Here is an 18456-nt window from a genome sequence, read left to right on the forward strand (position 1 = left end):
TACCGCTGCTGAGCGGCGGTAACTTGCTGAAAAGGAGATTAACATGGCCGATCAACCGATGATTAAACTGCACGATGGCAACATGATGCCGCAGCTGGGGCTGGGCGTCTGGCAGGCCACGATTGACGACGCGCGCGCCGCCGCCGTGAAAGCGCTGGAAGTGGGCTACCGCTCCATAGATACCGCCGCCATCTACAAGAACGAAGAGGGCATTGGCCAGGCGCTGAAAGAGACCGACGTGGCACGCGAGGATATTTTTGTCACCACCAAACTGTGGAATGACGATCAGCTTAATGCCGAAAGCGCGATGGAAACCAGCCTGAAGAAACTGCAGCTGGACAGCGTCGATCTTTATCTGATGCATTGGCCCTGCCCGCAGAAAGATAACTACGTTGAAGCATGGAAAGCGATGATCAAGCTACAGCAGCAGGGGCTGACCAAAAGCATCGGCGTCTGTAACTTCCAGGAAGCGCATCTCAAGCGCCTGCTGGATGAAACTGGCGTCAGCCCGGTCGTCAATCAGGTGGAGCTGCACCCGATGCTGCAACAGCGCACGCTGCACGCGTGGAATGCCATGCACCAGATCCAGACCGAATCATGGAGCCCGCTGGCTCAGGGCGGTAAAGGGGTGTTCGATCAGGAGGTGATTAAGCACCTGGCGAAAAAATATGGCAAGACTCCGGCGCAGATCGTCATCCGCTGGCACCTCGATAGTGGCCTGGTGGTGATCCCGAAATCGGTCACGCCATCGCGTATTGAAGAGAACTTCAAGGTGTTTGATTTCCGTCTGGAAAAACCGGAAATTAGCGAAATTGCCAAATTAGATCGGGGCAATCGTCTGGGCCCGAACCCGGATGAATTGAATTAATTGACAGACCGCCAGAAGGGGCGACCGGAAAAAAGGGTCGCCCCCTACGCTTAAGTCCGGGGTCAACGTGTAGGGGCGGACCCTTTTTTTCGGTCCGCCCGCATCATTTATTACAACGTTGGATTCACCGCCAGCTGCCCCGCCGTCCCGCGATCCGCCATCTCCAGCGTCTGGCTGTAATAGGTGAACGGGAAATGCTCCGAGGTTGACTGCGGGAAGGAGACAAACAGCTCAACGCTGCCATCCACCCACACCGTATCTTTCCAGCCGCGATCTTCCGCCATTGGCTGCGCCCCGTTGACGTTTTTAATCAGGAACATCACGCCCTGAATATGGAACGCCTGCGGCGTGTCAGCATGGACAATCCAGCGTTCAAAGCTGCCCTGCTGCGCCTGCACGTCAGTGCGGTTCATATCCCACAGCGCGCCGTTGATACCCGGTACGGAATCGCCAAGGCGGAATTCACGGGTGCGGCTGACCGCGCCTTCAATCATCTGATCCGCCAGCAGGCGCATCGGTAAGTTATCGGTCACTAACGGCAGCAGCCCGGTGGGCCGCAGGTTGAGTATTTGCGTCGAGGTCAGAATGCTGGATGGCTCAAAGAACCCGCGCAGGCGATCCATGACGCCGGCGGCTTCCCCGGCGGTGATCGACACTTCATCCCCCTGCGACATATCCACCAGGATCTCCCGCCGCTCGCCCGGGGCCAGCGACAGCTGCTCAACCGCCACCGGCGCAGGCAGGAAGCCCTGATCGCTGGCAATCACGTTGAACGGGCGACCGTCGCTCATCCGCAGCTGATAGCGCCGGGCATTCGAAGCATTCAGCAGGCGCAGGCGCACCCAGCCGCGCGACACTTCCACATAAGCATTCTGAATACCGTTGACCAGCAGCGTATCGCCGATAAAGCCGCCGTTTTCCGGCGGGTCGTACTCCGGCGCACCAAAGTTGTCGAGACGTTTATCCTGAATAATCAGCGGGAAGTCATCGACGCCGTAGTGGTTCGGCACGGGTAAGGACTTACTCACTTCATCTTCAATCAGCCACATCCCGGCCAGCCCGTTATAGACGTGGGGTGCCATACGGTTCGGCGTGTTGGCGTGATACCAGCAGGTCGCGGCAGGCTGACGGATCGGCACCACCGGCGCCCAGTCAACGCCCGGCGACATCATGCGCGCCGCGCCGCCCATCAGGGCCCCCGGCACCTGCAGGCCGCTGACCGTCATGGCCACCGGCTCATTCAGGCGGTTGCTGTAGATCAGCTTCACGTCATCACCCGCCCAGACGCGCACCGTCGGGCCCAGGTACAGGCCGTTAACGCCCCATACCGGCACTTTGCTGTTGCCATCAAATGACCAGTGGCTGCGCTGCAGCGTCAGAAACAGCGGCTGCCCACGGCGGGATTCAATCAGCGGAGGAACAGGTAAGGGATTACCCGGCCCCGCTGCGCGGGCGCTGAAGGGTAAGGCAGAAGCGCACAGGGCAAGGCCCGATGCCTGAATAAATTGACGACGACTGAAGGACATACCCACTCCGTAAGCCAAAAAACCGACCACCGCAGTGGCCGTATTCCATTTTTTATCATTGTGCGCGGGCTGTGCTGCCGCGTCCTGTGCTGCCGTTTTTCGCGGTCAGCCTGGCCGCCAGTGCGGCCACTGCGTTAATTTATAGTTTACCTGCGGCTTCGCGCTCGGCCACTTCGGCATTTAATTCATCCAGCTTAGCCGCCATCAGCTCGCGACAGTGGGTCGCCAGCTTACGCACCGACTGGTCGGCAAAGGCTGCGGTATCCACCGGCGGCAGCATTTCGACAATCGCCAGGCCGTTTTTCAGGCGGTTGAGCTTAATTTTGCCGTGGGTGTTGGAGACCACGACCGGAATAATCGGTACGCCAGCCGCGACGGCCGCGTGGAAGGCACCGGTTTTAAACGGCAGCAGGCCGCGGCCGCGGCTGCGCGTCCCTTCGGGGAACATCCAGAATGAGATCTTCTTCTTCTTAAACTGCGCCACCAGCTCGCCGATGGTGCCGTGCGCTTTAGCGCGGTTATCACGGTCGATCAGCAGGTTACCGGTCAGCCAGTACAGCAGGCCGAAGAACGGCACCCACAGCAGGCTGGTTTTGCCCACGGTCACCGTGGTGGGCTGCACAATCGCGGCAGCGGTGATCATGTCGTAGTTATTCTGATGGTTACAGATATAAATTGCATTCGGATAGTTCTCTGCGCCCTGCGGCTTACGCAGCTCCACCTTCAGGCCAAAGACCGGCGCCAGACGGCCAAACAGGTGGCCAAAGGTTGCCACGTGGCGCGGGTTACGCGGGCTGAAGAGGCAGTAAATACAGCCAAAGACACACAGCAGAATCGAGTACACCACCACGATGATGGTACGTAAAATAGCAAGCATCAAAACCTCGTCGTCACTTAAAGGCAGCGGCCCGCATGCAGGCCGCCGTCGTTACTCTTCGCTGTCATCCACCGGAGCAGCGCGCACCGGCCCTTCGATTTCTACCTTGTCGATACGCTGCAGGCCGCGCGGCAACAGGGTGCCACGGCGGCCGCGTTCGGCGCGGAATTTCTGCAAATCGGCAGCTTTCAGCGTCAGCTTGCGCTTGCCCACGTACAGCGTGATGTCGCTTTGCGGCGTCAGCAGCAGCAGCCAGGCCAGTTTGTCTTCACCCGAAGCGGCCTGCGCCGCAGGGATTGAGATAATCTTGTTGCCCTTGCCCTTCGACAGCTGCGGCAGGTCGCCCACCGGGAACATCAGCATCCGTCCGGCAGTGGTGATCGCCAGCAGCAGATCGTCATTGCTGTGGATCGCCATCGGCGTCATCACTTTGGCATTTTCCGGCAGGCTCAGCAGCGCTTTACCGGCGCGGTTGCGCGAGACCAGATCGCTGAAGGTACAGACGAAGCCGTAACCGGCGTCGGAAGCCATCAGCAGTTTCTGATCGTCATTCTCCATCAGCACCTGCTCCACCACTGCGCCCGGCGGCGGGGTGAGTTTGCCGGTCAGCGGCTCACCCTGCCCGCGTGCCGAAGGCAGCGTGACCGGGTCGAGCGCGTAGCTGCGCCCGGTGGAGTCGATAAAGGCCACCGGCTGATTGCTCTTGCCGCGTGCGGCAGCGCGGAAGCTGTCACCGGCTTTGTAGCTCAGGCCGGTCGGGTCGATATCGTGCCCCTTGGCGCTGCGTACCCAGCCGCTCTGCGACAGCACAATCGTGACTGGCTCAGACGGCACCAGCTCATTTTCGCTGATCGCTTTCGCTTCTTCACGCTCGCGCAGCGGGGAACGACGATCGTCACCGTAGGCATCGCTGTCGGCCTGCAGCTCTTTCTTCAGCAGGGTATTCATTTTGCGCTCGGAGGCCAGCAGCGCTTCCAGATGGGCGCGCTCTTTCTCCAGCTCATCCTGCTCACCACGAATTTTCATCTCTTCCAGTTTGGCGAGATGGCGCAGTTTCAGTTCGAGGATCGCTTCGGCCTGGGTCTCTGAAATGTCGAAGCGCGACATCAGCACCGGCTTCGGCTCATCCTCGCTACGGATGATGTGGATGACTTCATCAATATTGAGGAAGGCCACCAGCAAACCGGCAAGGATATGCAGGCGCTTGAGCACTTTTTCCAGACGATAGTTGAGGCGGCGGCGCACCGTATCACGGCGGAACACCAGCCATTCGGAGAGGATCTCCAGCAGGTTTTTCACCGCCGGGCGGTTATCCAGGCCGATCATATTCAGGTTGATACGGTAGCTGCGCTCCAGATCGGTGGTGGCAAACAGGTGGTTCATCACCTGATCCATATCCACACGGTTAGAGCGCGGCACGATCACCAGCCGCGTCGGGTTCTCGTGATCGGATTCATCCCGCAGATCTTCCACCATCGGCAGCTTTTTATTGCGCATCTGCGTGGCAATCTGCTCCAGCACGCGCGCACCGGAAACCTGGTGCGGCAGCGCGGTGATCACCACGTCGCCATCCTCTTTTTTCCACACCGCGCGCATACGCACCGAGCCACGACCGCTCTGGTAGATTTTGCGGATTTCATTGCGCGGCGTGATGATTTCGGCCTCGGTCGGATAGTCCGGCCCCTGCACGATATCCAGCAGCTCATCAAGCGTGGTTTTCGGGTTATCGATAATCGTGATGGCGGCTTTCGCCACTTCGCGCAGGTTGTGCGGCGGAATATCCGTTGCCATGCCGACCGCGATGCCGGTGGTGCCGTTCAGCAGAATATTCGGCAGGCGCGCCGGCAGCATGGATGGCTCCTGCATGGTGCCATCGAAGTTCTGTACGAAGTTAACGGTACCCTGACCCAGTTCGCCCAGCAGCACTTCCGCATACTTCGACAGGCGCGATTCGGTGTAACGCATCGCGGCGAAGGATTTTGGATCGTCCGGTGCCCCCCAGTTGCCCTGGCCATCGACCAGCGGATAACGGTAGGAGAACGGCTGCGCCATCAGCACCATCGCTTCATAGCAGGCGCTGTCGCCGTGCGGATGGTATTTACCCAGCACGTCACCGACGGTACGTGCCGATTTTTTAAATTTGGCGCTGTTGCTCAGGCCCAGTTCGGACATGGCGTAAATAATGCGGCGCTGAACCGGTTTCAGGCCATCGCCGATATAAGGAAGCGCACGGTCCATGATGACGTACATGGAGTACTTCAGGTACGCATCTTCGGTAAAGGTGTGCAGGGGAAGGCGCTCTGCGCCATCCTGCGTCAGGTCACTCATTGTTCTCTTTTCCTCACTTCGCGGCGCGTTAAGGGCAAGGCGCCACACAGCGGTAAGTTTGGCGAGGATAGTACCTTATCTGGTGAGGGTCTGTCACAGGGATCAGCGGTTAAGCCGTGCTGTCAGCCACAAATTGTCGCTAACGAGCGAAAAATGTAATTTATGCCCGCTATAATCATTCATGAAAATAATATGAGAACGCGATCACATTTATTCAGAAATGGATTAATGTGATCTCCCTCCCAAATAATTACCTCTTGCGGGATCGTTTTAATTTTGTCCCGCCTGACGGACAACCTTTAGTATTGCCCCCTTTCCCCGCAGCGACTAAATTCATCATCATAAGTTGGCGCCAGATAAATTCAGTCCGGCACGGTGAATGAATAAAACATGAGAATCTATTAACAATAAGACACCGCCGAACGGGCAAAAAAAGGGTGATATGATGCAAATACTTAGCTCCCGACAAAACAAATTACTTAAGTACCTGCTGCAACATCAGGAGTATGTTCCGGTTAAAAATATCGCCCAGCTGCTGGCGGTATCGGAAAAGACGGTCCATCGCGATATCCAGTTTATCGAAGAGATGCTGGCCGAGTGGAATATCGCCAGCGATAAAAAAATTGGCAGCGGCATTATGCTGCTGGTCGACGATAGCCAGCGCCTGATGCTGCTGGAGCAGCTCATCACCCCGGAAGACGGCGGCGCTGAAGCGCTGGCAAACAATTCGCGCCGGGTGAAAATTGCTTCGCAGCTGCTGAGCGATACGCCGCGCGAAACCTCCATCAGTAAACTGTCCGAACGTTACTTCATCAGTAGCGCCTCGATCGTCAATGACCTGAAGATGATTGAGAGCTGGATTGCCCCGCTCGGCCTGACGCTGGTGCGCAGCCAGAGCGGAACGCATATTGAGGGCAGCGAAAATCATATCCGCCAGGCGATGGCCACGCTGATTAACGATGTGATGAACTATCAGGAGCCGGGCAGCGTCAATCATTCCCGCCTCGACCCCGGCAGCTATAAAGCCCTGACGCACTATTTCGGCGAGGAGGAGGTGCTGTATGTGCAGCAGATCCTGCAGCAGATGGAGCAGCAGCTGGGCTACCCGCTGGGTGAACCTTATTACATCAATCTGTTTACCCATATTTTAATTATGATGCACCGCATGTCTTTAGGTAACCCGCTTATTCTCAATGAAGAGAATATTAATCAGCAGCCGGATGAGGCTATTTTTAATATCGCGCAGCAGATGGTTAATCACATCGAACGGCGTATTGGTAATATCCTGCCACGCGATGAAGTGTGGTTTGTTTATCAATATATTATTTCCTCCGGCATTGTCATTGAGGAGAGTGAAAATAATCCGCCACTGTACTGCCAGCTATCCAACAGTGAATCACGCCGTTTAACGCTGGATTTAATCGCCACTTTTTCCAAGGTAATTAATATTGACCTGCGCGATGACCGCCTGTTGCACGAAGGATTACTGGTGCACATTAAGCCGCTGCTGAACCGCCTGAAATATCACATCCGCATTCGTAATCCGCTGCTGGAAGATATTAAACAGGAGCTGGCGGATATCTATCAGCTGACGGGCCACGCCATTCATCGCGTTTGCCAGCGCTTCCAGCTGGCTGACATTGCCGACGATGAAGTGGGCTATCTGACGGTGCATTTTCAGGCCGCGCTGGAGCGGCAAATTGCCCACAAGCGCATCCTGGTGGTGTGCTCCAGCGGCGTCGGCACCTCACACCTGTTGAAAAGCCGCATTCTGCGCGCTTTCCCCGACTGGACGATCGTTGGCGTGGTCTCCGCCAGCACCGTGACGCAGCACTGCCAGCAGCAGGATATTGAGCTGGTGATCTCTACCGTTCATCTGGCCGAGCTGCCGCTGCCGGTGGTGTATGTTTCGGCCTTTTTTAACGATGACGATATCAAGCGCGTCACCGAAAGAGTTATCGCCAGCAAACTGCTGCTGGCTTCCGATCGCATCAAGGCGTGTGAACACGCCTTTTCATAACGTTTTTAAAGAGGTTTGCCGATGGATATTAATAAGATTCTCAGCGCCCGGCGCGTCAAGTTAGACATGAACGCCCGCAGTAAAGATGAAGCGATCCGTGAACTGACCGACCTGCTGTATGCGGATGGCGCCCTGACCTCAAAAGAGGATTTTATTCACGACGTCTATTTACGTGAAGCAGAGGGCTCCACCGGCTTTGAAAATCATATCGCCATTCCACACGGCAAATCGCTGGCGGTGAAGCAGACCACCCTGGCTATCGGCCGCACCCGCGCCGATATTCCGTGGGAAACGCTCGACGGCAGCGAAGTGCGCTGCATTATTTTGTTCGCGGTACGCATGGAGGATCAAAACACCACGCATATTCGCCTGCTGTCTCAGGTGGCCTGCGCGCTGGCCGATGATGAGGTGATTGCCCAACTGTTACAGGAGCAGGATGCCGACAGCATTATCCAACTGTTCAGCCAGTACGCGGAAACAGACCTCTGTTAATAAGAAGCGAGGCACATCATGAAAATCGTTTGTGTTGCCGCCTGCACCGCAGGCATCGCGCATACCTACATCGCGCGTGAAAAACTGATTAAGGGCGCGAAAGCGCTCAACTTCGACATCCTGGTGGAGACCCAGGGCACCATCGGCACCGAGCATGCCCTGAGCGCAGCGGATATCGCCGCCGCTGACGTGGTGATCCTCGCGGTGGATATCAAAATCAACGGCGAAGAGCGTTTCAAAGGCAAGCCGGTGGTACGGGTCAAAACCGATATCGTGATCAAGTCCCCGGTGAAATTCCTGGAAAAAGTGGCCGGCTCGTTAGAGCGCGCCTGAACCGTCATTCGGGGAAATCACTATGCGTACGCAAACCAGCAACATAGGACAAGAGATAAAGGGGCATCTGCTGACCGGCATCTCGTGGATGATCCCGCTGATCGTCGCCGCCGGGATCTGTATTGCGCTTGGCCAGGTGATCGGCGGGCCGGACGTGGGGAAACACCCGGGGACTATCGCCTGGATGCTGAATCAAATTGGCGGCTGGGGGATGGGGCTGATCGTGCCGCTGATCGCGGCTGCCATTGCCTGGTCGATTGCCGACCGCCCCGGCTTTGCGCCGGGACTGATCGTCGGCTTTATCTGCGGACAGATCGGCACCGGGTTTATCGGCGGCATCCTCGGCGGATTCCTGGTCGGTTACACCGTGCTGCTGCTGCGGCGCACCATCAAACTGCCTGCTTCAATGCAGGGGCTGATGCCGGTGATGATCCTGCCGGTACTCAGCACCATTATCGCCGGGCTGCTGATGATGACCTTGATTGGCCAGCCGATCGCCTGGCTGCAGAAAGCGCTGTACCACCTGCTGGAGTCGATGCAGGGCGGTTCCCGCTTCCTGATGGGGGCTATCCTCGGCGCAATGGCCACCTTCGACTTCGGCGGGCCGGTAAACAAAACCATGTCGCTCTTCGCTGACGGCATGCTGGTCGACGGCATTTACGGGCCGGAAGCGGTGAAGTTTGTCGGCTCAATGATCCCGCCGTTTGGCATCACCCTCTCTTTCCTGCTGACGCGCAACAAGTACACCCGGGCAGAGAAAGAGGCGCTGAAGGCGGCGTTCCCGATGGGCATCTGCCTGATCACCGAAGGGGTGATCCCGATTGCCGCCCGCGACCTGTTCCGCGTGGTCGGCAGCTGCGTCGTTGCCTCGGCCATCGCTGGCGGGCTGATCATGGTCTGGGGCGTGGAGGCACCGGTACCGCACGGCGGAATGTTTGTGGTGCCGCTGTTCACCAAACCCGCGCTGTTCTGCCTGGCGCTGGGCATCGGCACGGTCATCTGCGGCGTGATGCTGTCGCTGCTGAAGAAGCCGGTGACGGCGGCGGATGAAGAGTTCGACGACGTGGACGACGCCAGCGTGCGCGACGAAGACATTAAATTTACCCTGGAATGAAGTGGGGCTGGAGCCTCTCTGCGGCTCCCGCTCTGCCCGTAAAGCGTCACCGTTAATTTTTTCCGTTCGCCCTGCATTCCGTCAGTGACCCGTCACTGGTGCAGGAAAGTCTTGCCTGAAATCTGACCCTGAGGAAATAGACCATGTTGATGTCAATGCACGAACTGTTAAAACCCACCCGTGAAAACCGCTTCGCCATTGGGGCGTTTAACGTCGCCGACAGCTGCTTTATCCGCGCGGTGGTTGAGCAGGCCGAAGCCAGCAACAGCCCGGCGATTATCTCCATCCACCCCAGCGAGCTGGAGTTCGTGACCGATGAGTTCTTTGGCTACGTGCGCGAGCGCACGCTGCGCAGCCGCATCCCGTTTGTGATCCATCTCGACCACGGCGCGTCGGTTGAGCACGTGCAGCGCGCCATTCGGTGCGGCTTTACCTCGGTGATGATCGACGGGTCGCTGCTGCCGTATGAAGAGAACGTGGCGCTGACGCAGGAGGTGGTAAAGCTGGCGCACGCGGTGGGGATCTCGGTGGAGGGCGAGCTGGGCACCATTGGCGATACCGGCACCTCGGTAGAGGGGGGCGTGAGTAAAGTGATCTACACCGATCCGGCACAGGCGGAGGATTTTGTCGCGCGCACCGGCGTCGATACGCTGGCGGTGGCCATTGGTACCGCGCACGGCATCTATCCGAAGGATCTCAAGCCGGAATTGCAGATGCATATTCTGCGCGATATCTCGCAGCGCGTGACGATCCCGCTGGTGCTGCACGGCGGCTCGGCGAACCCGGATGCGGAGATCGCCGAATCGGTGACGCTCGGCGTTGGCAAGATCAACATCTCCAGCGATATGAAGTATGCCTACTTTGCCAAAGCGCGTGAGATCTTAAGCCTTGAGGCGTGGTGGGATCCGAACGTGATCTATCCGCAGCCGATCCAGGCGGCAAAAGAGGTGATCGCCTACAAGATGTCGCTGTTTGGCTCGGCCGGGAAAGCGGATCTGTATCGTTAACCGGGAAGTGAATCCAGGGTCGGGCAAGCCCGACCCTGTCAGATTATTTGGCGGCTAACCACTGCCCGACAACCTGCTGATACTCACCGGTGGCTTTGCTGAGGTGTAGCCACTGGTCAACGTACATCTTCCAGCTGATATCATCACGCGGCAGCATCCACGCCTTCTCGCCGTACTGCAGCGGCTTATCCGGGTTGATCGCGCACAGCTGCGGAAAACGCTTCTGCTGGTACAGCGCTTCCGATGCATCGGTGATCATCACATCGGCTTTCTTATCTACCAGCTGCTGGAAAATCGTCACGTTGTCATGGAATAACGTCAGATTTGCCTGCGGCAGATACGCATGAACAAAGGCCTCATTGGTGCCGCCCGCCGGTTCGATCAGGCGCACCGACGCTTTGTTCATCTGCTCAACGGTGCGGTATTTCTTTTTATCGGTGCAGCGCACCAGCGGGATTTTGCCGTCGGTGTCCAGCGGGTTAGCAAACCACGCCGTCTGCTGGCGCTTCAGCGTCACCGATACGCCGCCCAGCGCCACGTCACACTGCTTGGCGATAAAATCGGGGGTCATGGTTTTCCAGCTGGTCGGCACCCACTTCACTTCCGCACCGAGGCTTTTCGCCAGCGACTGCGCCAGTGAGATATCAATGCCTTCGTAACTGCCGTCCGGGCGCAGGTAGGTGTAAGGCTTATAATCCCCGGTAGTACACACGGTTAAGGTCTTGCTTTGCATCACGCGGTCGAGGCGCGATTGGGCGCTGGCACTACCTGCCACTAGCATCAGGGCGATGACCACCCCGGATTTCATCATCATGCTTTTTCTCTCATTGTTGTTATCACTGTCGGTCCTGTTCCCTGCATTGTTGCTTAAAACGCAAGAGTATTGTGATTGATACCACATTTTTCCCGGCGCTGTCCTCCGGTAGACTCACAGAAATTGCACACAGCTGAGAGAAATTCATGAGCCAGATTTTAATTATTGATGCCGGTAAAGCCTTCGCCCACTCTAAAGGCGAGTTAAACCATACCCTGACCAACGTTGCCGCCAGCTTCCTGCGCGATGCCGGTCACCAGGTCGATGTCACCGTGGTCGACGACGGGTATGTGGTCGCGGACGAAATTGAAAAATACCTCGCCGCCGATACCCTCATTTACCAGATGCCGGGCTGGTGGATGGGCGAACCGTGGACGCTGAAAAAATACATCGACGAAGTGTTTACCGAAGGTCACGGCAAACTGTACGCCAGCGATGGCCGGACCCGCTCCGACGCGGCGAAAAAATATGGTTCAGGCGGCCTGCTGCAGGGTAAAAACTATATGCTCTCCCTCACCTGGAATGCACCGCTGCAGGCGTTTACCGACCCTGAGCAGTTCTTCGAGGGCGTCGGCGTCGACGGCCTGTATCTGCACTTCCACAAAGCCAACCAGTTCCTTGGCATGGACGGTCTGCCGACCTTTATCTGTAACGATGTGATCAAACAGCCGGATATTGCCGGGGATATCGCACGCTATCGGACTCATCTGAGCGAAATTTTTGCTTAACTGGTAGTTCGCCCATTCGAGTAAGAAGGAAAACAGTATGCTGACCGTGATTGCGGAAATTTGTATCAAGCCAGGCCGCCGTACTGCTGTTCTGCAGGCGATAGAGACGTTAACGCCAACCGTGCTGGCTGAAGAGGGCTGCGGCAGCTATCAGACGCTGATCGACCACAAAGCCCAGGTGCCGTGGAAGCAGCATTCGCCGGAGTCGATCTTTATGGTTGAGCACTGGGAGTCGCTGCGCCACCTTGAGCAGCACCAGCAGGCCGACCATATGGAACGCCACCGCACGGCGATTAAGCATGATGTGGTTGATGTGAAGATTTTCGTCTTAGAGCCGGCGTTTTAAACCCTCGCATCAGGTAGGGGCCAACCTTCTTTTTCGGTCGGCCCTTGAACATCCTATAACAGCGTTTTGCTGGCGAACTGTTCGCTGAGGTAGTCCAGAAAACAGCTGATGCGCGTCGACAGCGTGCTGTTGCGGTAGTAAACCGCATGGATGGGATGGCGCATCTCGTGCGTTTCAGCAACCAGCACCGGGATTAACCGGCCTTCAGCCAGATCCTCGCGGCTGAGGAAATCAGAAATACGCGTAATCCCCATGCCGTTAACCGCCAGCTGGCGCAGCGTTTCGCCACTGGAGGCAAACACCGTCGGTTTGATCTGCAAAAACACCCCTTCCGAACGCCACACCGGCCAGACGTTGTGCTGATCGAGATTGCTAAAGCCCAGCAGCTGATGATTCTCCACCATATCTGCCACGCTGTGCGGCGTACCGTGGCGGGCAAGATAGTCCGGGCTGGCCATCAGCCGCAGCTTACTGCTGCCGAGCGCGCGCGCGTGCATGGTGGAGTCGCGCAGGTCGCCGATGCGGATAGCGATATCGGTCTGCTGCTCCAGCAGGTCGATCACCACCTCATCAGTATTTAACTCCAGCTGGATCAGCGGGTAGCGGCGTGAAAACTCCGCCATCAGCGGCACAATCACATGCAGCATAAACGGCGTGGCGGCATTGACGCGCAGGCGCCCGGAAGGGATTTCTCGCCGCTGGGCGATCTGCTCTTCGGCGGTCTCTACCGAACGAATAATCTGGCGGGCGTGCTCCAGGAAGATCTGCCCTTCCTCAGTCAGCGCAATACGGCGGGTGGTGCGGTGCAGCAGCGTGGTCTGCAGCTTGCTCTCCAGGCGACTCAGCGCACGGCTGATGCCGGAGGTGGTCTGGTTTAGCTGGTCTGCAGCAGCGGTGATCGAACCGGTGTCGACCACCACCACCCACGCGCGTAACTCTTCAAGGGTGATTTTCACGAGAGGGCCTTGTGGTTAGAAGAGCGCACCCAACTGGATGCGAATGGCGCATCAATTCTAACAGAGGTTGATAAAAAAATTGCCATCCCGGCTGATACCCGGCAGCAGTTTTTTGCAGGAATAAATATCATCATGCATTTTTTCATTAAGGTTAATTTAATAATTCCCTGGCACAATCGCTAGCATCAGTCAGAAAAATAAAATTAACGGGAAAAATCTTATGAGCAAAGCAATCAGAATCTCGCTACCGCACGCAGATGCGCCATTTTTTCGCGGCCTGCATATTCTCGTTGCGCTGATGATCCTTGCGCAGATTATTAACTCTAATTTTACTGAGCGTGAAGCGCTGGATGAGAAAGGCCTGACGAGTATTATCACCTGGATGCATGTTATTTCCGGGTTCTCTCTTATTGTGTTGGGCGTCATCATGCTGGGCTGGATGTTAGCGCAGCGCGGTGCGCGCTATTATTTTTCCTGGTTACATTTTGATTTTAGCGACATTGCGCAAGATATCGCCACGCTGAAGCGCCTGCGTCTGCCTGAAGCCCATTCAGGAGGTATCGCTGCCACCATTCAGGGGCTGGGCGTGCTGTCACTGCTGGGCGTTGCCCTTTCCGGGGGGATCTGGTTTCTCTTGAATGCTGCGCAAAACCCGCTGGCGCATAGCGTGATGCACTGGCATAAAAATCTGACAACGTTTGTTGAAATCTATTTTTTCGCTCATGGAGCCATGGGATTACTTCATATTTTTCTCAACAGTAAGCTATTTCAACGCTGAAGTTAGAAAACAGCCTAATTCATCAGCTCTCAATGCAACTCAATTTATAAAAGAGAAAATGAGGTAATCCTGTGAAAATACACTCTCCCTACAGCCTGAAGTGGTGTAATGGCGGCCAGGAAATTAACGATACCAGTATTTTTATTCGCGAAAAATATCGTGAGACGTATAACGCCCAGTTAACAGAATGTATGCCCTGGCTACTGAGTCTGCATGACGCACAAGGGGAGCTTAACGCTGCCTGCGGTATCCGGCTGGCTGGCGCAGGGCCGCTCTATCTGGAGCAGTATCTCGACGCCCCTGTTGAAGTGCTGATGTCTGACCATTTCCCGCAGGAGATCGCGCGCAATACCCTCGTTGAAGTGGGGAATTTCGCCGCCAGCGACGGGGCATCCGCAAGGGTGATGTATGCCGCTGTCTGTCTGTTGCTTAATCGCTATCACTTCACACACATTGTTTTTACCGGGACCCATAAAATTCGCAATATCTTTTCACGCCTGCGCCTTAGCCCTGTGCTGTTAAGCGATGCTCACCCTGAACGCCTGCGCGGCAGCCGCGACAGGTGGGGTAGCTACTATCAGTATCAGCCACAGGTCATGGTGGGGGAGCTCGCTGGCGGCCAGTCAACGCTTAGCCAGAGCAGTCTGCTTTTTAGCCTGTTTGCCACGCTGCCAGACGCGCCATGGTCCTGTCCGGGGAGTACAGCATGCTTATAACGCTGCTTGAACAGTGGGCAGATCAGCGCCCCGAACAGCCCGCTCTGACCAACGAGAGCCGCAGCTGGAACTGGCGAGAGTACCGTGATGCCGTGTTCAGTATCGCGGCACAGCTTTCAGCCTTAAACATACGCCGCCTTGCACTGGCCGGTAATAACAGCGCTGAATGGGCCATCTTCGATCTTGCCTGCATTCATAGCGGGATTGTCTGCATACCCGTACCGCCTTTTTTTTCCAGTACCCAGCAGAGCTGGCTGCTCGAATCCTGCATGGCAGATGCCATCGTCGGGGGAGAACGGCGTTCAGGCTGGACCCGTGCGGCCTCCACTCTCGGTGAGCTGCAGATTCGCCGGGTTGAGGCGGCCACCGAGCTGCCTGCGGAAACGGCAAAAATCACTTACACCTCGGGAACTACCGGTGAACCAAAGGGGGTCTGTCTCAGTCTTGCAGGCATGAGCTGGAGTGCGCATACCCTCGCCATGCAAATGCGCCCTCTCTCCCTGCAGCGCCATATGGTGACGCTGCCTCTGTGCACGCTGCTCGAAAACCTGTGTGGCATCTATATTCCGCTCTGCTTAGGGGTTGAAACGATTGTCCTGCCTCCTGCAATGATCGGTTTTGAAGGATCCAGCCAGTTTAATCCTGCCAGCTTCGCGCAGGCGCTGACGCGCTGGCAGCCACAAAGCCTGGTTCTGGTGCCTGAGTTGATTCGCGTGCTTTATCAGTTACATCTGAAGCAGCCGGTCTGTACCGCCTCACTGCGTTTTGTTGCCGCAGGGGGCGCTAAGATTTCATCAGCCCTTCTCGAGCAGGCGCAACAGCTCGGGCTTCCTGTCTTTGAGGGCTATGGCCTGTCTGAATGTGGCTCTGTGGTGAGCCTTAACCTGCCTGGCAGCAATCAAACGGGCAGCGCGGGCAGGCTGCTTCCGGGCATCAGTGCAGCGCTTAACAATCGTGGAGAGCTGGTCATTGACAGCCCGGCAAACGCCCTCGGCTATCTCAACGGTTCGCTTCAGCATGGCGCTGTATGCAGCGGCGATATCGCTCATCTTGATGAGGCGGGATTTGTTCACATCACCGGACGCAAAAAAAACGTCCAAATTACCGCCTTTGGCCGTAATTTTTCACCGGAATGGATTGAGGCGGAAGCGATGGTTTGCCCTGCCGTGCGCCGGCTGGTGATCTTTGGTGAAGGATTGGCCACCAATGTTGCACTGGTCGATGCGATGCCGGGCATGGAGGAGGCCGCGCGCGCGCAGCTGCACCAGCTGTCGCAGCGGTTACCCGATTACGCCCAGCTGCATCACCTTTTGTTTACGCCGACGATCTCATCGCCGGCGGTATTAACCCCCAACGGTCGGCCACGGCGCGATGCCATCTGGCAATTATTCCATGAACAGATTCTCAGCTATAGCGAGGCGTCATAATGTCCTTCTACCAGACTCTTCAGGAGCAGACCCGTTCTGCGCGCGAAAAAATGCTCTCAACTCCGGTGATTGCCCACTGCAGCCAGGGCGCGGTCACCCGTGAAATGTATATCGCCTTCCTGACTCAGGCTTACTACCACGTTAGCCATACCGTACCGCTACTGATGTGCGCCGGAAGCCGGCTACCCGCCTCGCATGAGTGGGTGCGCGGTGCGCTGGCAGAATATATTGAGGAAGAGTATGGCCACCAGGAGTGGATACTCAATGATATCCAGCACTGCGGCGGCGATGTTGAACGCGTCAGAAACGGCCAGCCTGAAAAGGCCATCGAGCTGATGATCGCCTATCTTTATCACCGCATTGAGCGCGTGAACCCCATGAGTATATTTGGCATGGTTCAGGTGCTGGAGGGCACCAGCGTCGTGATTGCCACCCCCATCGCCGAGGCGCTGCAACAGTCGCTAGGGTTGGCGGAGGGTGCAACAACCTATTTGCGTTCCCACGGTGCGCTCGATATGGAGCACCTGAAATTCTTTGAATCACTGATGGATCGCGTGACCTCACCAGAAGACCAGCAGGCGATTATCCATACCGCACGTCGGGTCTATTCCCTGTATGGCGATATGCTGTCTCAACTGAGTGAACCGACTTATGAATCTGCATAATAAAAATATCGTGCTGACAGGCGCCAGCGGCGGTATTGGTCAGGCGCTGGCGATGAGCCTGGCACAAAAGGGGGCCCGGCTGTGGCTGGTTGGTCGCAATGCAGCGGCTCTGACTGAGCTTTGCGAGCGGCTTCCGCATCGGGCACACCACCGGGTGGTGGTGATGAACAGTTACAGCGACGAGGAAATTCAGAATCTGACGGAGACATTCTGGGGCAGTTCACGCCTGGATGTGCTGATCAATAATGCCGGCACCAGTTGCTTCGCTCTGTTTGACGAACAGTCGTACAGCGACATCCGCGAGCAGATCCGCGCCAATGTCGAACTCCCACTGTTACTGACCCGGGCGTTAGCCCGACAGTTTAATGCCGACGGTATCATCCTGAATGTGGGGTCTATCCTCGGTGAGATTGGCCATCCGGGCTATAGCGTTTACAGTGCCACCAAGGCGGCGCTTCATCGCTTTTCTGAAGCGCTGGGGCGAGAGCTTAGCTCGTCTGGCCTGTCCGTACTTTACGTCGCCCCGCGTGCCACCCGCACCGGGTTCAATTCCGCCTCTGCCAACGCCCTGAACCACTCGCTGAAAAATGGTGTGGATTCGCCGGAATTTGTTGCCAGCAAAATCGTATTTGCGCTGGAAAAACAGCGTAAGCGTCTGCGTCTCGGACTGGCAGAACGTCTGTTTGTTAAAATTAATGCTCTGTTTCCTTCGCTGGTCGACAGTGCGTTAGCTAAGAAAATGTCAGCCATTAATCACTTTGCCCGCCAGTCGGAAAAAGGAGCGGTAAAATGAAGGCGTTGAATATCTTTGTCGCGACTATCGCTATTTCACTGCCTGCGCTCTCTCAGGCAGCGGCCCCCCTCACTGAATTGCAGCAAGGCTGGTCCGTTTGCCAGTACCGCACGCTTGAAGATCAGAAAGTCGCCTGCTTTACGGCACTCAGTGAAAAAGCGCATCAGGCCTCCAGCGCCAGAAATGACCAACAGGCCGATCTGCTTATCTGGTCAGCTATCATTGACAGCAGCTGGGCGGGGGCCAAAGGCGGACTGGGAGCGCTCAGCCTGGTCAAACAGGCGCGCAGCAGTCTGGAAAAAGCCATCGCACTGGAGCCAGATGCACTTCAGGGATCGGCCTGGACCAGCCTGGGCGCACTTTACTATCAGGTGCCGGGCTGGCCAGTGGCTTTTGGGGATAATGATAAAGCCGATGAACTGCTGAAGAAGGCTCTGGCGATCAACCCTGATGGGATTGATTCCAATTACTTTTATGGCGATTTCCAACTCAAACAGGGTAATAAGGCGTTAGCCCGATCCTATCTGGAAAAAGCGCAACGGGCAGCGCCACGCCCGGGAAGAGAGATTGCGGATAGCGGTCGCCAAAGCGATATTCAGCGCGATCTGGCCAGGTTGGCCGGCGAATAATAAAAACTCAGCCCGAAGGGGGGTTCCCACTTCGGGCTG

20 protein-coding genes are annotated in these 18456 nt (G+C 56.7%); 15 read left to right on the forward strand and 5 right to left on the reverse strand.

Annotation, left to right across the window (positions count from 1 at the left end):
- Positions 1 to 43 precede the first annotated feature (43 nt).
- On the forward strand, positions 44 to 868 hold the full coding sequence (gene dkgA / locus J2Y91_RS04605) for a 2,5-didehydrogluconate reductase DkgA (protein ID WP_133622717.1): 825 nt from the start codon (positions 44 to 46) through the stop codon (positions 866 to 868).
- 110 nt (positions 869 to 978) lie between these two features.
- Here dkgA and ftsP read toward each other — a convergent pair whose 3' ends face one another.
- The 3 genes from ftsP to parC all read right to left on the reverse strand — a co-directional run bounded on the left by ftsP (position 979) and on the right by parC (position 5599).
- Positions 979 to 2394: a cell division protein FtsP gene (gene ftsP / locus J2Y91_RS04610; RefSeq protein ID WP_048914598.1), complete on the reverse strand. Its 1416-nt coding sequence runs from the start codon at positions 2392 to 2394 to the stop codon at positions 979 to 981.
- A 139-nt stretch (positions 2395 to 2533) separates the two neighbouring features.
- Positions 2534 to 3271 (reverse strand): 1-acylglycerol-3-phosphate O-acyltransferase, encoded by a 738-nt coding sequence (locus J2Y91_RS04615; RefSeq protein WP_048914597.1) that lies wholly within the window; start codon positions 3269 to 3271, stop codon positions 2534 to 2536.
- 51 nt (positions 3272 to 3322) lie between these two features.
- Positions 3323 to 5599, reverse strand: a complete 2277-nt coding sequence (gene parC, locus J2Y91_RS04620; RefSeq protein ID WP_048914596.1) for a DNA topoisomerase IV subunit A — start codon at positions 5597 to 5599, stop codon at positions 3323 to 3325.
- A 445-nt stretch (positions 5600 to 6044) separates the two neighbouring features.
- Here parC and J2Y91_RS04625 point away from each other — a divergent pair, with 445 nt between their 5' ends.
- From J2Y91_RS04625 to J2Y91_RS04645, 5 genes are all read left to right on the forward strand, one after another.
- A complete protein-coding gene (locus J2Y91_RS04625; RefSeq protein WP_253539457.1) occupies positions 6045 to 7619 on the forward strand; it encodes a BglG family transcription antiterminator in 1575 nt (524 codons plus the stop codon).
- A gap of 21 nt (positions 7620 to 7640) precedes the next feature.
- Positions 7641 to 8111 carry a PTS sugar transporter subunit IIA gene (locus J2Y91_RS04630; RefSeq protein WP_048914594.1) on the forward strand — a complete coding sequence of 157 codons (471 nt, stop codon included), beginning with the start codon at positions 7641 to 7643 and terminating at the stop codon, positions 8109 to 8111.
- Positions 8112 to 8129: 18 nt separating this feature from the next.
- Positions 8130 to 8444 carry a PTS fructose transporter subunit IIB gene (locus J2Y91_RS04635; RefSeq protein ID WP_048914593.1) on the forward strand — a complete coding sequence of 105 codons (315 nt, stop codon included), beginning with the start codon at positions 8130 to 8132 and terminating at the stop codon, positions 8442 to 8444.
- Between the two features lie 22 nt (positions 8445 to 8466).
- Positions 8467 to 9558, forward strand: coding sequence for a PTS fructose transporter subunit IIC (locus tag J2Y91_RS04640; RefSeq protein WP_048914592.1), 1092 nt, complete (start codon positions 8467 to 8469; stop codon positions 9556 to 9558).
- A 143-nt stretch (positions 9559 to 9701) separates the two neighbouring features.
- Positions 9702 to 10565 (forward strand): ketose-bisphosphate aldolase, encoded by an 864-nt coding sequence (locus tag J2Y91_RS04645; RefSeq protein WP_048914591.1) that lies wholly within the window; start codon positions 9702 to 9704, stop codon positions 10563 to 10565.
- Positions 10566 to 10608: 43 nt separating this feature from the next.
- Here J2Y91_RS04645 and J2Y91_RS04650 read toward each other — a convergent pair whose 3' ends face one another.
- Complete coding sequence (locus J2Y91_RS04650; protein WP_429240645.1) at positions 10609 to 11379, reverse strand: transporter substrate-binding domain-containing protein; 771 nt, start codon at positions 11377 to 11379, stop codon at positions 10609 to 10611.
- Positions 11380 to 11525: 146 nt separating this feature from the next.
- On the opposite strand from J2Y91_RS04650, the gene J2Y91_RS04655 reads away from it, so the two are divergent.
- Both J2Y91_RS04655 and J2Y91_RS04660 read left to right on the forward strand, forming a co-directional pair.
- Complete coding sequence (locus tag J2Y91_RS04655) at positions 11526 to 12107, forward strand: NAD(P)H-dependent oxidoreductase (protein ID WP_187498162.1); 582 nt, start codon at positions 11526 to 11528, stop codon at positions 12105 to 12107.
- A 37-nt stretch (positions 12108 to 12144) separates the two neighbouring features.
- Positions 12145 to 12453, forward strand: a complete 309-nt coding sequence (locus tag J2Y91_RS04660; RefSeq protein ID WP_048914589.1) for a putative quinol monooxygenase — start codon at positions 12145 to 12147, stop codon at positions 12451 to 12453.
- 53 nt (positions 12454 to 12506) lie between these two features.
- On the opposite strand, the gene J2Y91_RS04665 is transcribed toward J2Y91_RS04660, so the two are convergent.
- Positions 12507 to 13409, reverse strand: coding sequence for a LysR family transcriptional regulator (locus J2Y91_RS04665; protein WP_048914588.1), 903 nt, complete (start codon positions 13407 to 13409; stop codon positions 12507 to 12509).
- 9 nt (positions 13410 to 13418) lie between these two features.
- Between J2Y91_RS04665 and J2Y91_RS04670 the strand changes: the two genes are divergently transcribed.
- From J2Y91_RS04670 to J2Y91_RS04700, 7 genes are all read left to right on the forward strand, one after another.
- Entirely contained in the window at positions 13419 to 13592 is a 174-nt protein-coding gene (locus tag J2Y91_RS04670; RefSeq protein WP_187498163.1) for a hypothetical protein, read from the forward strand.
- 37 nt (positions 13593 to 13629) lie between these two features.
- Positions 13630 to 14187, forward strand: a complete 558-nt coding sequence (locus J2Y91_RS04675; RefSeq protein ID WP_253537411.1) for a cytochrome b/b6 domain-containing protein — start codon at positions 13630 to 13632, stop codon at positions 14185 to 14187.
- A 71-nt stretch (positions 14188 to 14258) separates the two neighbouring features.
- Complete coding sequence (locus J2Y91_RS04680; RefSeq protein ID WP_133622710.1) at positions 14259 to 14903, forward strand: thermostable hemolysin; 645 nt, start codon at positions 14259 to 14261, stop codon at positions 14901 to 14903.
- A complete protein-coding gene (locus J2Y91_RS04685) occupies positions 14894 to 16330 on the forward strand; it encodes an AMP-binding protein (RefSeq protein WP_253537414.1) in 1437 nt (478 codons plus the stop codon). The genes J2Y91_RS04680 and J2Y91_RS04685 overlap by 10 nt, the downstream gene beginning before the upstream one ends.
- Positions 16330 to 16995, forward strand: coding sequence for an iron-containing redox enzyme family protein (locus J2Y91_RS04690; RefSeq protein WP_253537418.1), 666 nt, complete (start codon positions 16330 to 16332; stop codon positions 16993 to 16995). Before J2Y91_RS04685 ends, J2Y91_RS04690 begins: the two co-directional genes overlap by 1 nt.
- On the forward strand, positions 16982 to 17788 hold the full coding sequence (locus tag J2Y91_RS04695) for an SDR family oxidoreductase (RefSeq protein WP_253537421.1): 807 nt from the start codon (positions 16982 to 16984) through the stop codon (positions 17786 to 17788). The genes J2Y91_RS04690 and J2Y91_RS04695 overlap by 14 nt, the downstream gene beginning before the upstream one ends.
- A complete protein-coding gene (locus tag J2Y91_RS04700; protein WP_187497689.1) occupies positions 17785 to 18417 on the forward strand; it encodes a tetratricopeptide repeat protein in 633 nt (210 codons plus the stop codon). Before J2Y91_RS04695 ends, J2Y91_RS04700 begins: the two co-directional genes overlap by 4 nt.
- The last annotated feature ends 39 nt before the right edge of the window (positions 18418 to 18456 follow it).

It is taken from the genome of Erwinia aphidicola, from assembly GCF_024169515.1.
Classification (GTDB): Bacteria; Pseudomonadota; Gammaproteobacteria; order Enterobacterales; family Enterobacteriaceae; genus Erwinia; species Erwinia aphidicola.